Annotated in this window: 14 protein-coding genes; 6 read left to right on the forward strand and 8 right to left on the reverse strand. The window is 66.6% G+C overall.

What is annotated here, in order from left to right; all coding sequences use genetic code 11:
- Positions 1–412: 412 nt before the first annotated feature.
- Complete coding sequence (locus ACRDUX_RS23675) at positions 413–1123, reverse strand: DJ-1/PfpI family protein (RefSeq protein WP_526417088.1); 711 nt, start codon at positions 1121–1123, stop codon at positions 413–415.
- A gap of 253 nt (positions 1124–1376) precedes the next feature.
- Between ACRDUX_RS23675 and ACRDUX_RS23680 the strand changes: the two genes are divergently transcribed.
- The gene (locus ACRDUX_RS23680) at positions 1377–2270 is read left to right on the forward strand and encodes an ArgP/LysG family DNA-binding transcriptional regulator (protein ID WP_526417090.1); all 894 of its coding nucleotides are present in this window, start codon (positions 1377–1379) and stop codon (positions 2268–2270) included.
- A gap of 7 nt (positions 2271–2277) precedes the next feature.
- Here ACRDUX_RS23680 and ACRDUX_RS23685 read toward each other — a convergent pair whose 3' ends face one another.
- Positions 2278–2634: a hypothetical protein gene (locus ACRDUX_RS23685; protein WP_526417092.1), complete on the reverse strand. Its 357-nt coding sequence runs from the start codon at positions 2632–2634 to the stop codon at positions 2278–2280.
- A gap of 107 nt (positions 2635–2741) precedes the next feature.
- On the opposite strand from ACRDUX_RS23685, the gene ACRDUX_RS23690 reads away from it, so the two are divergent.
- Complete coding sequence (locus tag ACRDUX_RS23690) at positions 2742–3056, forward strand: hypothetical protein (RefSeq protein ID WP_526417094.1); 315 nt, start codon at positions 2742–2744, stop codon at positions 3054–3056.
- 5 nt (positions 3057–3061) lie between these two features.
- Here ACRDUX_RS23690 and ACRDUX_RS23695 read toward each other — a convergent pair whose 3' ends face one another.
- Genes ACRDUX_RS23695 through ACRDUX_RS23720 form a run of 6 tightly spaced genes read right to left on the reverse strand, consistent with a single transcriptional unit; the run spans position 3062 to position 8375 of the window.
- Positions 3062–3826 (reverse strand): HpcH/HpaI aldolase family protein, encoded by a 765-nt coding sequence (locus ACRDUX_RS23695; protein WP_526417096.1) that lies wholly within the window; start codon positions 3824–3826, stop codon positions 3062–3064.
- Between the two features lie 12 nt (positions 3827–3838).
- Positions 3839–4813, reverse strand: coding sequence for an aldo/keto reductase (locus ACRDUX_RS23700; protein WP_526417098.1), 975 nt, complete (start codon positions 4811–4813; stop codon positions 3839–3841).
- A complete protein-coding gene (locus tag ACRDUX_RS23705; RefSeq protein WP_526417100.1) occupies positions 4810–5655 on the reverse strand; it encodes an ATP-binding cassette domain-containing protein in 846 nt (281 codons plus the stop codon). Before ACRDUX_RS23705 ends, ACRDUX_RS23700 begins: the two co-directional genes overlap by 4 nt.
- The gene (locus ACRDUX_RS23710; RefSeq protein WP_526417102.1) at positions 5652–6476 is read right to left on the reverse strand and encodes an ABC transporter ATP-binding protein; all 825 of its coding nucleotides are present in this window, start codon (positions 6474–6476) and stop codon (positions 5652–5654) included. The genes ACRDUX_RS23705 and ACRDUX_RS23710 overlap by 4 nt, the downstream gene beginning before the upstream one ends.
- A 1-nt stretch (position 6477) precedes the next feature.
- The gene (locus ACRDUX_RS23715) at positions 6478–7413 is read right to left on the reverse strand and encodes an ABC transporter permease (protein WP_526417103.1); all 936 of its coding nucleotides are present in this window, start codon (positions 7411–7413) and stop codon (positions 6478–6480) included.
- Complete coding sequence (locus tag ACRDUX_RS23720; protein ID WP_526417112.1) at positions 7413–8375, reverse strand: ABC transporter permease; 963 nt, start codon at positions 8373–8375, stop codon at positions 7413–7415. The genes ACRDUX_RS23715 and ACRDUX_RS23720 overlap by 1 nt, the downstream gene beginning before the upstream one ends.
- 283 nt (positions 8376–8658) lie before the next feature.
- Here ACRDUX_RS23720 and ACRDUX_RS23725 point away from each other — a divergent pair, with 283 nt between their 5' ends.
- The 4 genes from ACRDUX_RS23725 to ACRDUX_RS23740 form a co-directional block, all read left to right on the forward strand.
- Positions 8659–10233: an ABC transporter substrate-binding protein gene (locus tag ACRDUX_RS23725; RefSeq protein ID WP_526417104.1), complete on the forward strand. Its 1575-nt coding sequence runs from the start codon at positions 8659–8661 to the stop codon at positions 10231–10233.
- 31 nt (positions 10234–10264) lie between these two features.
- On the forward strand, positions 10265–11482 hold the full coding sequence (locus ACRDUX_RS23730) for a sialidase family protein (protein ID WP_526417106.1): 1218 nt from the start codon (positions 10265–10267) through the stop codon (positions 11480–11482).
- A complete protein-coding gene (locus tag ACRDUX_RS23735; RefSeq protein ID WP_526417108.1) occupies positions 11479–12159 on the forward strand; it encodes an SDR family NAD(P)-dependent oxidoreductase in 681 nt (226 codons plus the stop codon). The genes ACRDUX_RS23730 and ACRDUX_RS23735 overlap by 4 nt, the downstream gene beginning before the upstream one ends.
- An 85-nt stretch (positions 12160–12244) precedes the next feature.
- On the forward strand, positions 12245–13657 hold a 1413-nt coding region (locus ACRDUX_RS23740; RefSeq protein ID WP_526417110.1), incomplete at its 3' end, for a four-carbon acid sugar kinase family protein.

The following is a 13657-nucleotide window of genomic DNA, read 5'->3' on the forward strand; positions in this document are numbered from 1 at the left end:
ATCATCGTCCTGTGCGTCTCACGCCCACCGGGGCACGATCGAGGATCTCCTCAACGAGCGCGACGAAATAGCGCTGCCGATCTCCGATCAGGTGACCGGCTAACTCTTGTTTGAGTCCCCACAGCACCTGGCTCCTTCCGGATGAGCACGCAGGTAATCGCGAAAGTCGACCCGATCGCGGTGCACGCTGCTGCCGGACGAATCGCCATGGCGCGGCGGTCCCGGGGCGCTCCTCGGTGCATCATGCAGCAAAGGCGCAGAGTCTGGGTGTAGACGGCATCAGCATCGAAGGGGTGCGGCAGGCTCACCATGCGGCGAGTCGGCTGCACCAACACCGATCGCGCCATCGTGGACTCGCCTCGACGCTTGCTCAGCGCGAGACGGGACAAGCTGATGCGGTGGGTGCCCAGGCTCAGCTGCTGGCCACGATACGTCGAGCGGTCTGGAGCCGACGCTCGAGTAGTGGCCTGCCCCGGGTGGCGACCGCTTGCAGGACGTGCGGGGGCGCAGTTTCGGGTGTGCCGCTAGAGAACGGTGGCTCGGGTGCGTACTCGATGGAGAGTTGGACCGCTTGGGCTTCGTCGAGCCCCCGCAGTTCAGCCGCGACCATCAGGGCTGCATCGATACCAGCAGTGACACCCGCGGCAAACACGAAGCTACCATCGGTGACCACGCGCTCGGTGACGGACGTTGCACCGAAGATCGGAAGGATGTCGAGTGATGCCCAGTGTGTGGTTGCGCGCCGTCCGTGCAGCAGCCCTGCGGCACCCAGCAACAGCGCGCCGGTGCACACCGACAACACGCATCGAGCACCAGATGCCTGCTGTTGCAGCCAATTCAGGAGCCGTTGGTCTTCCATGTAGGCTTGCTGACCGGGCCCACCAGGAACGTGCAGAACATCCAACTGTGGTGCGTCTTCGAGTATGCCATCGGGTAGGAGTCTCAGTCCGTGACAATCACGGACGGATTGTAGTGATAGCCCGTATGTGGTGTACGTGACGTTGCTCAGCGATGCGAGCACTTCGAAGGGGCCGGTGAAATCGATCTGATCCATGTCGTCGAAGATGACGGATCCAATCTTCAGATTCTGCTGGTGCTGCTTGGCTTCATCGAGATCGCTCATGCCCCCATTGTTGATGCAAAAGAGACCCCTCGCGTCGCTCTTTGCGGCCAGTTTTCGTCTGACTTCTGCCATTAGGCGGTCGGCCGTCTGTGTGCGCGGTAGGGCGTGAAATTCCACGCCGGCACCGCGTTCGACGCCTCGGCGGTGAAGGCATCCTTCGACCGGCGGCTGGCGGTCAACCAGGGCCAACGTCTTGGGCTCGGCATCGATGCAGAACACCTAAGGTCCCTTCACTCGCATTAGACTGGCTTATGTGAGCCTGGATGCCCAACAGCTTGCGGCCTTCGTCGCCGTCGTCGAACTGGGTGCCTTCGATGCCGCGGCGGCGAGGCTGCACGTGACGCCCTCGGCCATCAGCCAACGGGTCAAGGCGCTCGAGACGCGGGTGGGCCAGGTGCTCGTCGTCCGGGAAAGGCCTTGTCGGGCAACGGCAGCTGGAATACCGCTGTTGCGGATGGCCGCACAGGCGGCGATGTTGGAGGCCGAGGCGCTCGCGGAGACGGGTGGCGGGGGACCGGAGGGCCAGACCAGGGTCGCGCTTGCGGTCAACGCAGACTCGATGTCGACGTGGTTCACGTCGGTGCTCGGACGGTTACCGGGAGTGCTCTTCGACATCCGGATCGAGGACCAGGACCACTCGGCACGTCTCTTGCGCGAGGGCGCAGTCATGGGAGCGGTGACCACGGAGCGGACACCGGTATCCGGCTGCCGGGTGCAGTCGTTGGGAGTGATGCGGTACGTGCCCGTCGCCTCCGGCGCCTATGTCCAGCGGTACCTGTTGGACGGCTTCACCGCAGGTTCCGCGGGACGCGCACCGACCCTGGCGTGGAATCACGAAGATGCCCTGCAGGACAGGTTCTTGCGCAAGGTATTTCGCCGTGCGCTTGCCAGACCGGTTCACTACGTGCCGACGGCCGAGGGATTCGCGGCGGCTGTCCGGGCGGGGCTGGGCTGGGGCATGTTTCCGCAGCAACTCGCCGCGGCCGAACTGGCGGCCGGCTCGCTCATCAGGATCGCCGACGTGCACCTCGACGTGCCGTTGTTCTGGCAGTGCTGGAAGTTGGACAGCCCGATGGTCCACGCCATCACCGAGGAGATACGGTCCGCGGCGGCGATTCTGCGCAAGCCGGTAGCGGTAGCGGGGTGACGTCCTCCTACCGCATGAATCCGGTGAGTAACACGGCGCCGGCGATCAACAGAATCCACGCAATGGCAGGCACCACCCAGCCCCCGCGCCGACGGGCGGTGACGAACGACGCACCTATCGCAAGGAGCGCGACGACGGGTGCGCCGTAGACCACCGGCCCGAACACGGCATCAGCCGACCCCAAGTGGGGACAGCTCTGATCGGTGCATCCGGAGGTTCCGAGAGCCAGGCCATAGGCGAACACGACGAGCGCGGCAGCGCCGACGGCGGTGAGCAGGGCCAGCGCCCAGTTGACCTTCGTTTGGATGCGCGACGCCCCGGCAGGATGCTGGTCGGCGCCCGCAGTGTTGGTTTCGGTGACCATGCCCGAACTCCCTCCTCGCCACGCGACGTGTCAGACCCCCCCGGTTTACCCGCACCGTCGAGCAAGCAAACGCGTTTGAGAGCTCGGGCAAAGGGAAGCCGACGTGCGTGGGCGATGCCGATGACGTCGAGAAGCGGTGGCACGACCCCCGCGCGGTCCGCGCCGCGGTCCGCTACGTCGTGGCCGTCATCGCGGTGGCAGCCGTCGCCTTCACGGTGTACGTCCTTGGCGACCAACACGATCTTCGATGGGCCTTCGCCACCCCCGGTGTTCTCTTCGTCGGTGCGCTGGGCGCCTTCGTCAAGACCTATCGCGACTGGCGTGCCCACCGCATGTGGCCCATCTGGCAGGGCGCAGGCTGGTTTCTGCTCACGACGACGCTGATGTCGTTCGGCATTCCGTCGATGGGTGTCCTCGGGTAGCTGCCCTAGGTCTCCAGTGCGGCCTTCAAGTGCGCGGCCGATGCGGCCTTGAGGTGGGTGAGGTCTGATGCCACCGTCGCGAACGTGTAGCCCTCGTTCAGGCGGCGGGCCGCGATCTCGCCGGCGGGGGTGTGGATCCCGGCGGCGATCCCGGCCGCTGCGGCGGCCTGCCGGACTCGGGTGACGGCCGCTTCGAACTGGCCGTCGACGGACACGTCGCTGGGAGATGCGCCACCGACGGCAAGCCTGAGATCCGAGGGCCCCACGTAGACGCCGTCGAGTCCGGGTACCGCACAGATGGCCTCGACGTTCTCCAGTCCGAGCGGGGTTTCGATCATCGCGATGACGACGGTGTCGCGGTCGGCGTCGGCAGGGGTGGGCCCGATGCGCAGCTGCGACCGCATCGGGCCGTAGGACCGGATTCCGGTGGGTGGGTACCGGCTGGCGGCGACGGCCAGGGCGGCGTCCTCCGCGGTGTCGATGAGCGGCACGATGACTCCGGTGGCACCGGCATCGAGTGCCCGCCCGATGGGGGTGGCGTCGTTGGCCTCGACGCGGACGAGGCCAGCCGGCCCGTGGGCGGAGTCGATCGCGGTCAGCCCGCGCAGCATGCCTTCGTAGCCGATGAGGCCGTGCTGCAGGTCGAGTGCGAGGTAATCCCAACCGATGTGGGCGAGCCACTCGGTGGAGACGGGACTGTCGATCACCGACCAGTACCCCAGGACCCGCTCACGGTTTCGAAGCCGGGCGGCGAAGTCATTGCTGGACATGGAAACGAACTCCTATCGGTTGTAGGCGGGCATCGTCCCATGCAGGGCGGTGCCCACGGCATCGCACGCCGCGACCAGGTCGTCGGGAAGCGGTCCGCGTGACAGCGCTTCGATATTGGCCTTCAGGTGAGATGTCTTCGATCCGCCGAGCAGGATCGGCCCGGTCGCGGGTTTGGCGCGCAACCAGCGCAGAGCGAGTTCGGTCATGGGCAGTCCGGCTTGCTCGGCGACACGTGCCAGGGCGGCGATCGCATCGAATATCTGTGTGTTCCAGTACCTCTCGCGGTACATCCCGGCTAGCCGGGAGTCGCCGAAGCGGCCTTCGGTGGGTGCCTCGGCGAACTGGTGTCTACCGGTGAGCAGGCCGCCGCCGAGCGGGTTGTAGACCATGGTGGTGAGCCCGGTGACCGCGGCGTACTCGGCGTATTCGTCTTCGATGCGCCGGGCGAGCAGGTTGTACAGCTGCTGGGCAACGATGGGTCTGGGAGCGCCGACGCGGTCGGCGACGTGGACGACTTCGCCGATCTGCCAGGCCGCGAAGTTCGAGACCCCGAGGTGGCCGACCTTGCCATCGGCGACCAGGGCGGCGACGGTCGCCAGCGTATCCTCCAGGGACGCAGCGCGATCGGGCTGGTGCAGGTAGAGCAGGTCGACGTGATCCGTGCCGAGCCGCGAGAGGCTGGCGTCGACGCTGAGCCGCAGACCCTCTGGCGACAGCGGGGAGTTGCCGTCGGTGTCACCGGCGTACATGCCGGCCTTGGTGGCGATGGTGACTGCGTCGCGTTTGTCGGCCAGCAGCTTCCCGAGGATGCACTCGGCCTCCCCGGCGGCGTACCCGTTGGCGGTGTCGATGTGCGTGATGCCGGCATCGAGTGCTGCCTCGAGTAACGCGCTCGCCCCGTCGATGTCGACGGTGTCGCCGAAGGTCATGGTGCCGAGCACCATCGGCGTGACGACGTCGGGCGTGAAGGTGTCGGGTGTGGTCACGACGCGGCTCCTGCGGGTTGCTTCGCCGTCGGGCGTTGGGACATGAGGTGGCGGGGTTTGATGCCGACCATCGCGGTCGGGTCGAGCGCGGCGGCTCGCAGCGCTTGCGTGTACGGCTCACGCGGGTGGGCCAGAACATCTGCGGTGGCGCCCATTTCGACGATCGTGCCCTTGGACATCACGGCTACGGTCGCGCTGATCTCGCGCACCACGCCGAGATTGTGGGAGATGAAGACGTAGGTCAGGCCGGTGTCGTGCTGAATCTCGCGCAGCAGGTCGAGCACCTGAGCCTGGACGGATACGTCGAGCGCACTCGTCGCCTCGTCGCAGACCAGGATCTCGGGTCCGCTGGCGAGCGCGCGGGCGATGCCGATGCGCTGGCGTTGCCCACCCGAGAATTCGGCGGGCCTGCGATGCAGAGCGGACGTGGGCAGACCGACCCGGTCCATCAGTTCCGCCGCCTTCTGCGCCCGCTGGCGTTTGTCGCGCACCCCCTGCAGCCGGAGTGGCTCGCCGACGATGTCGACGGCGCTCAGATGCGGGTCGAGGGATCCGTAGGGGTCCTGGAAGACCATCTGCACGCGAGAGCGGAACGGGCGCAACGCCTTCTCCGAGAGCTGGGCGATGTCGGTGCCGTCGACGACGATGCGCCCGGAGGTGGGGGTCAACAGCCGGACGATGGCCTTGGCAATGGTGGACTTGCCGCATCCGGATTCGCCGACGATGGCCACCGTCGCGCCGCGCTCCACGCTGAAGCTCACAGAGTCGACGGCACGGAACATCCCGGTGGCAACGGGATATTCGACGACGAGGTCTTCGACGGACAAGGCTGTCTGGCTCATGCCGGGACTCCTGCTTTCGCTGTTGCCGCACTCCACGGGCCCAGCACGGGGACGGCGTCGAGCAGCTTCTTGGTGTAGGCGTTCTGCGGGCGACGCACCAGGTCCTCGGCGTCCCCGTTCTCGACGAAGGCGCCGTTGCGCATCACGTAGATGCGGTCGGACATCAGCCGGGCGACTCCGAGGTCGTGGGTGATGACGAGCATGCCGATCCCGGTGCGCTCCTGCAGTTCGAGCAGCAGATCGAGGATGCTGGCCTGCACGGTGACGTCGAGCGCACTGGTTGGTTCGTCGGCGATGATCAGTTCGGGGCCCGCGGCCAACGCACTGGCGATCAGCACGCGCTGCAGCATGCCACCGGACAGCTGATGGGGATACTTCGCGAGTTGAGTGGCCGGGTCGGGGATGCGGACCTGCTCCAACAGTTCGATCGCCCGGGCGGTCTCTGCGGACTTGCCGCGTACCCCGCTGTGGCGCACGGCTTCTCGAAGCTGGCTTCCGACGGTGTGGACCGGGCTCAGGGCCGTCATCGGATCCTGTGGGATCAACGCGATGTGCTTGCCGCGGATCTCGGCGAGAGCCTTTGGGTTGCCGAGGATTTCACGGTCCTTGAATCGCACGGATCCGGAGAGCACCGCCAGGTCGTCGGCCAGCAGCCCGAGAATCCCCATCGCGGTGGTGGACTTACCCGATCCGGATTCGCCGATGATGGTGACCGTCTGTCCGGCCTCGATGGAGAAGGAGACTCCGTCGACCGCCCGGATGACGCCGGTGGCGGTGACGAGCTCGATCTGCAACTCGTCGACTTTCAGAAGGTTTCCCACGTCACGCTCCAGCTCTGTTCGGACGGAATCTGTTCAGGAATCCCCGCAGGCTCGATCCGGCGGGGCGGTCCCGCAAACCGTCGCCGAGCAGGTTCACTCCGACCACGAGCAGGACGATGACCAGGCCGGGCATGGTGACCAGCCACCACGAGGTGGTGATGTAGTCCTGGCCGTCGGAGATGATCCGGCCCCAGGTGGCGAACGGCCGCTGCGGGCCGGCGCCGAGATAGCTCAACGCGCTCTCGAGCAGGACGGCCTGGGCCAGCAGCAGCAGGACTACCAGCGAGGCCGCCTTGATGATGTTGGGCAGGATGTGACGGAACAGGGTCGCGAACTTTCCGAGCCCGAGGATGCGGGCCGCGGCGATGTAGGGCTTTTCGCGTTCGACCAGTACCAATGACCGTGTGATGCGGGCGATCTCGGGCCATTGGGCGATGGCGATGACGAAGGTGATGACGGGAATGGAGGGGCCGAACAGTGCAACGACGAGCAGCAGCATCATCAGCAGGGGAAGCGAGAGCTGGGCTTCCAGCAGGCGGCTGACCGCAGTGTCCACCCATCCTCCGAGATATCCCGCGAGCGAGCCAAGGGTCAGTCCGATGAGTCCCGAGACGATGATCGCGAGAACCCCGATGGTCAGCGATACCTGGCCGCCGAAGAGGACCCGGGCCAGCAGATCGCGGCCCAGTTGGTCGGTTCCGAAGAGATGTCCATCGGTGAGCGGTGGAAGCCGCCGCAGGCCTAGATCGGTGGCGTCCGGCGATGGGAGCGGTAGCACCCGGGCGAAGGCAACCGGCAGGATCACCGCGAGCGCACAGACGCTGCCCACCCAGATCTTGAGCCGACTGTCGCGAGCACGGCGGGTCACCCCAGCGCGGACGATGTCCCCGGCGGTGACCGCACTCGGCCGCTCGGTGTGGTCGGTGACGGTGGTCATCAGTTCGTACCCTTTCCGAGCCGTACCCGCGGATCTAGAAGCGGGTAGCAGAGATCGACGAGCAGCTGGACGAGGATCGCCAGAACCGCGGTGATCAGCACGGTGGCCTGGATCAGCGGATAGTCGCGGGTTTCCAGGGCCCGCACCACCAGCGATCCGACGCCGGGCCATGCGAACACCACCTCGACGACGACGACGCCGTTGAGCATCGAGGCGAACCGCGTCCCGAGCGCGGTGAGCACGGGAATCGCGGAGTTGCGCATGGCGTAGCGCCACGTGAGTTCGCGCTGCGTGAGCCCACGGGCGCGGGCAACGGTCATATAGGGCGCCAGGAACGAACTGACCATCTCCCGTCGGACCATCCGGGAGATCAACGCGACCTGGAGCACCGCAACGGTGACCGCGGGAAGGATGAGTGAGGACCACTGCGTGAAACCGGCGGACGGAAGGACCGGGATGAGGACCGCGAAGACGGTCAGCAGCATCAAGCCGGTCCAGAAGTCGGGCATCGACTGCCCGGCGATCGTGACGACGTTGGTGGCGAGCTCGCGGCGAGTGTCGGCGTGCCGGGCCATCCAGGTCCCAAGGGGAATGGCGACCACGGTGGTGAGCACGATGGCGGCGATGGCCAGCGTGATCGTGTACGGCAAGCGTCCGAGCACCACGTCGAGTGCAGGCGCCTGAAACGAGTACGACGTCCCGAGATCGAGCTGCAGCACGCCCTTGAGGTAGAGCAGGTACTGCGTGAATATCGATTGATCCAAGCCCATGGCGGAACGGATCTTGGCGAGGTCTTCGCTGGTGGCCAGTGGACCAGCCATCGAGTAGGCAGGGTCGCCTGGCGCCATCCGGATCAACACGAAAACGGTGCTGAGCGTGAGGAATAGGGTGAGGACGCTCTGCGCGAGTCGCTTGCCGACGTAGAGCGGCAGCGAGGACCGGCGCACTGCCCTCCTGCCCATGGGTGCCCCACGGGGCGGGCCGAGGATGTCGGGTTCGGCGAGTTGCTGTGTCAATTGTCCACCAACCGTCAGTGCTGATCTGGGCCGCTGGGGCGCGGCGTCCTTGTAACCCAGCTCACAATGCCATCGGTGCGTGATTCGCGCAAGTGGGACTTGCATATTGCGCATTACATGCAAGTCTGCGTACTCTGGCCGCTGTGTTCGCGATCACACCGAGCCGGCTGCGGGCCGGCGATCTGAGCCGCCCAACAATTGTCGGCACCTACTCGTCGAGAGGTCGATGATGGCCAAGCCTCCTTTGCAACAACGGTTTTCGAGAAGGACGCTATTGCGCTCCAGCCTGGCTCTCGGTGCCGGGCTTTCGCTCGGCTCGATCGCGGCCTGCGCCACTCCGACCGGCACGCCAGGGCCGCGCACGGCCAGCCTTGCGCTGAACCGGTCGGTGGTGAGTCTCGACAACAAACTCAATCAGTTCGACGCCGCACTCACGGTGCAACGCGCCGTGCGCGAGTCGCTGATCACCTTGGATCAACACCTCAAGCCGCAGCTGGTGCTCGCGGACAAGTTCGAGATGACCACGCCCACCCAGTGGTACGTGCACCTGCGGCCAGGGACCATCTACTCCGATGGCAGGCCGGTTCGGGTTCAGGACGTCGTCACCGCGATGAAGATGTACAGCCAGGTCAATGGGTCCTTCGTCGGTGCGTTCTTTCCCGAGTGGCCGACGGTCGACCAGATCGACGAGTCCAGCTTCACGCTGAACACCGTGCGCCCGGTCCCGGTCCTCGACTATCTGATGACGAACATCCTGATCACTCCGGCAGCCGACAACCGTCCCGAGGAGCTGCAGTCCGGGGTCGGGTCGGGTCCCTACGTCGTCACCGCCAGTAACCGCGGAACCGGCGACTACACACTCGTGAAGAACCCGAAGTACTGGGGCCAGGCGCCCAGTATCGACACCGTTGCAGTCCGCTTCGTCCCCGACGAATCCAACCGGGTGGTGGCACTGCGCAGCGGGCAGATCGACGTCGCCGACTCCGTGTCCCCGGATTCCGCGGACCAGCTCGACGGGCTGTCGGGAGTCACGATCGACCGCGTCGACGGGGTGCGGCTCAACCAGCTGTTCTACAACTTCCGCAAACCGCCGGGCCATCCGCTCGCCGACAAGCGGGTGCGTCGCGCACTGACGTACGCGATCGACGGCAAGTCGCTGATCGACGAAGTGATGCAGGGCTCGGCCACCGCGTCCAAGGGCGTCATCCCCATGACCCTCACCGGCGCGATCGAGACAGGCGAATACGTCTACGACCCGCCCCGCGCCCGCGCTGAGCTCGACGCGCTCGGAGTGAAGGACCTCGATCTCAAGATCATCTGGGAGAGCGGGGAATTCGTCGCCGACACCGACATCATGGAAGCCGTGGTCCAGATGCTCTCCGCGGTGGGGGTGCGCCCGAAGCTGCAGCAGTTCGAGCCAGGCGGGGACATCTTGAGCTGGCGTCAGGGCAAGGCGGGCGACTGGGACGTGCTCGGCAACGGGTTCCCCGGTCCCACCGGCCTCGGCATCACCATCATGCAGGGCATGTACGCGGGCACCGCGGCCAAGGAAGCCACCCGCGACACCTACCACGGCTATGTCTTCCCCGAAGTCACCGAGGCCATCACGCGCGCCTCTGAGGACACCGATCCCGCCCGGCGCACGGTGCTGCTGGCCGACGCCCAGCGCATGATCTGGGAGACCTGCCCGATGATGTGGTCGTTCGTCCCGAAGGTCGTCCTGGCGCGCAGGGACAGATTCGGCGACGTCGGGCTGCGTCCCACCAATTCCTACGACCTCAGCGCGGCCACCCTGCGTGCGTAACTCCCAGGCGGCCGCAGATCCGGAGCGCAGCATGACCGAACGAACAGCCACCACCCTGCTCGGAGACGCCGATGGCGTCGTGCGCTCGGGTGGGCTGAGCGGGCGATCCGATGCGCTCCTGCCCGCGCCGCAGGTGCAGAATCACGCGGCGAATCTCGCTGTCCTGCCCGATGGTTCGCTTGGCTGCGTCTGGTTCGCAGGAACTCAGGAGGGCGTTCCCGACATCAGCGTCTGGTTCTCCACCCTGACGCCGGGATCGGACCAGTGGTCGGCACCGGTCCAACTCTCCGATGACCCGAACCGCTCGGAACAGAACCCGGTGCTCTACGTCGCCGACGATCGACGCGTATGGCTGCTGTGGACCTCGCAGCACGCCGGGAATCAGGACACGGCCCGCGTGCTGCGCCGAATCTCCGGCGACGGCGGCCAGACCTGGGGGCCGACGCACGTGTTGGTCCCCGAAAGTGACGCCGGCGGGGTCTTCGTCCGACAGCCCATCAGCGTTCTGCGATCCGGTCGGCTGCTGCTTCCGGTGTTCCACTGCGTGCGCGTTCCCGGCCGCAAATGGGTAGGCGACCGCGACTACAGCGGCGTGATCATCTCCGACGACGGTCAGACCTGGCGCGAGGTGGTGGTTCCCGACAGCATCGGGTGCGTCCACATGAACGTCGGCCGACTGTCGGACGGAACGCTGGTCGCGCTGTACCGGAGCCGGTGGGCCGACTTCATCTACCGCAGCGTCTCGCTCGACGATGGCGAGACGTGGTCGGCTCCGGTGGCCACCGAGCTGCCGAACAACAACTCCTCGATCCAGTTCGTGGTTCTGCCCGACGATCGAATGGCCCTGGTGTTCAACAACTCCAGCGCTCTCGACGCGACTGAGCGACGCACGTCGCTTTACGACGAGATCGATGACGACGGGTTGGCGGAAACCGCCGAGACCGCGGTCCAGGGACCCATCGATGACGGCGACGGCCGGTCGGCATTCTGGGGCGCCCCTCGTGCTCCGATGACTTTGGCCATCTCGCATGACCGCGGGCTGACCTGGCCGACGCTGCGCGACCTGGAGACCGGCGACGGGTACTGCCTGACCAACAACTCCCGCGACGGACTGAACCGCGAATACTCCTACCCCAGCATCACCGCATCGGCCGACGGAGCGCTGCACATCGTCTTCACCCGATTCCGCCAAGCCATCGAATACGTCCGCGTCGACTCGTCGTGGGTGCAGGGTGGGTCGACACCGTGACGTCGCGACGTGCGCTCGTCACCGGCGTCAGCTCCGGCATCGGTGCGGCCGTCGCCGCGCGACTGCTCGACGACGGCTGGTCGGTGATCGGATTGTCCAGGCGCAAACCCGATTTCGGTGACGAGACATTCGCCTGGCGGGAGTGCGATCTCAGCGACCTGACCGGTATCCGGTCTGCCGTGTCGGGGCTCGGTCCACTCGATGCGATCGTGCACGCGGCCGGACTGCAACGCTCGGCACGACTGGGCGAGTTGTCGTCCGCGGACGGCCAGGCGATGTGGGAGGTGCACGTCGGGGCCGCCGAGGAACTGGTCAACGCACTCATCGGTGACGTCGTCGACGGCGGGCGCATCGTGCTGGTGGGCTCGAGGACGATGACCGGAGTGGCGGGCAAGAGTCAGTACGCCGCCACGAAGGCCGCGCAGCTGGCGATGGCCCGGTCGTGGGCACTCGAATTGGTCGGCAGGGCCATCACCGTCAACGTCGTGGCGCCGGGGCCCACGTCGACCCCGATGCTCACCGATCCGGGCCGCAGCGCCACGCCGCCACGGGTGCCCCCGCTCGGCCGGTTCATCGAACCCGTGGAGATCGCGGGCACGGTGGCCTTCCTGCTGAGCCAAGACGCCCGCAGCATCACTGGCCAGGCGCTGGTGCAGTGCGCGGGGACGTCGCTGTGAATTCGTACACCGTGAATTACTGCGCGAAACGCGCATATTTGCTATGGTAGTCGCACGTAATGCGCAATTTGATGGGGAATCTGACGTGACGAGAACCGGTACCGACGGAGCGGACCAGCGCAACGTGCTGGTGCTCGCCGACGACGTGTCCGGTGCGGCCGAAGCCGCGGCCGGTTTCATCGGGCGGGGCTCCGGTGTCGAGGTACTCCTGCGCGACGGCGTCGCGAGCCGTCCGGTCACGGTGATCGATCTGCACACCCGCCGGCTTTCCGACAACGACGCGGAAAAATCAGTGGCGCAGGCGCTTTCGAGCGCTCGTGACGTGAGGGTGATCATCAAGATCGATTCGCTTCTTCGCGGCCACGTCGCAGCGACGGTTCGTGCCGCAGTGGCCACCGGGCGACCAGTCGTCATCGCCGCAGGCAATCCCGCCCTTGGGCGAACGGTGAAGGGGGGAGTGGTTCTCGTCGATGGAGTCCCCCTGGCCCAGACCGATCTCTGGAGAGCGGAGAGCGTACTGCCGCCGCACAGCATCGCCGATGCCGCCGGGCACGCACCCGGTGTCCGCATCGTCGACGTCGCCTCGGAGGCGGACCTGGATCACGTTGTCGCCGGCGAGACTTCGGAGACCATCCTGATCGGTACGGCCGCGCTGACCGCCGCCATTGCGAGGACGATGCCTCGCGGTCTGGCCACGAGCTCGACCGCTGCATCATCCCGCACGGTCATGGTCGTTGGAACCGCCGATTCGGGTACGTCCGCACAGCTGCGCGAGCTCGAATCCGCCGGCGTCGCCGTCGCCCGCGTCGACTCCGCTGATCTGCTGGCCGGGCGCGCCGCGGGACCGGGAGCCCGCGAGGCCATCGCCATTGCCATTGCCATCGAGGGTGCGGTCGCCCCCGAGAACGCGCACCGCCTGGTACACGCCCTCGCGGACGTCGCCGCCGACATCATCGACGAGTCAACGGCTCTGGTGCTGACCGGTGGTGAGACGGCCAGGGCCGTCCTCGACCGACTCGGCGTTTCGCGGATGGAACCCATCGCCGAGATACACCGGGGCGCCATCGCTTCCGTCACTCCGGACGGTCGAATCGTGGTGACCCGACCGGGCAGCTTCGGTGACCGCCGTTCACTAGCGACGATCGCTAGCTACCTGCGCTCCAACAACAGTGAGGCACATCCCATGACGAAGAACCTTCCCTACGTTGCCGTGACGATGGGTGACGGTGCCGGCATCGGACCCGAGGTCGTCGTCCCCGCCATGCTGGATCCACGAGTCGCGGGATGGTGCCGCCCCGTCGTCGTGGGCGATGCCACGCGCCTGCGGCTGGCTGCCGGTGCGTTGGGCCTCGAACCGCGAATCGTTGTCATCGAACGGGTCTCCGACGCCGAATTCACGCCAGGCCGGATCAACGTCATCGATCTGGCTCTACTGCCCGACGACCTCGCGTGGGGCGAGCTGTCCGCCGTCGCGGGGCACGCGGCCTACGAGTACATC

Origin of the sequence: Mycobacterium sp. (assembly GCF_050701675.1) — a bacterium.
Taxonomy (GTDB): Bacteria; Actinomycetota; Actinomycetes; order Mycobacteriales; family Mycobacteriaceae; genus Mycobacterium.

Excerpts from the sequence above, each read along its gene's own strand:
- ACRDUX_RS23675 (WP_526417088.1), bottom strand. The coding sequence starts at position 1,123 with ATGAGCGATCTCGATGAAGCCAAGCAGCACCAGCAGAATCTGAAGATT.
- ACRDUX_RS23685 (WP_526417092.1), bottom strand. The coding sequence starts at position 2,634 with ATGGTCACCGAAACCAACACTGCGGGCGCCGACCAGCATCCTGCCGGG.
- ACRDUX_RS23695 (WP_526417096.1), bottom strand. The coding sequence starts at position 3,826 with ATGTCCAGCAATGACTTCGCCGCCCGGCTTCGAAACCGTGAGCGGGTC.
- ACRDUX_RS23705 (WP_526417100.1), bottom strand. The coding sequence starts at position 5,655 with ATGAGCCAGACAGCCTTGTCCGTCGAAGACCTCGTCGTCGAATATCCC.
- ACRDUX_RS23715 (WP_526417103.1), bottom strand. The coding sequence starts at position 7,413 with ATGACCACCGTCACCGACCACACCGAGCGGCCGAGTGCGGTCACCGCC.
- ACRDUX_RS23720 (WP_526417112.1), bottom strand. The coding sequence starts at position 8,375 with ATGGGCAGGAGGGCAGTGCGCCGGTCCTCGCTGCCGCTCTACGTCGGC.
- ACRDUX_RS23725 (WP_526417104.1), top strand. The coding sequence starts at position 8,659 with ATGGCCAAGCCTCCTTTGCAACAACGGTTTTCGAGAAGGACGCTATTG.
- ACRDUX_RS23730 (WP_526417106.1), top strand. The coding sequence starts at position 10,265 with ATGACCGAACGAACAGCCACCACCCTGCTCGGAGACGCCGATGGCGTC.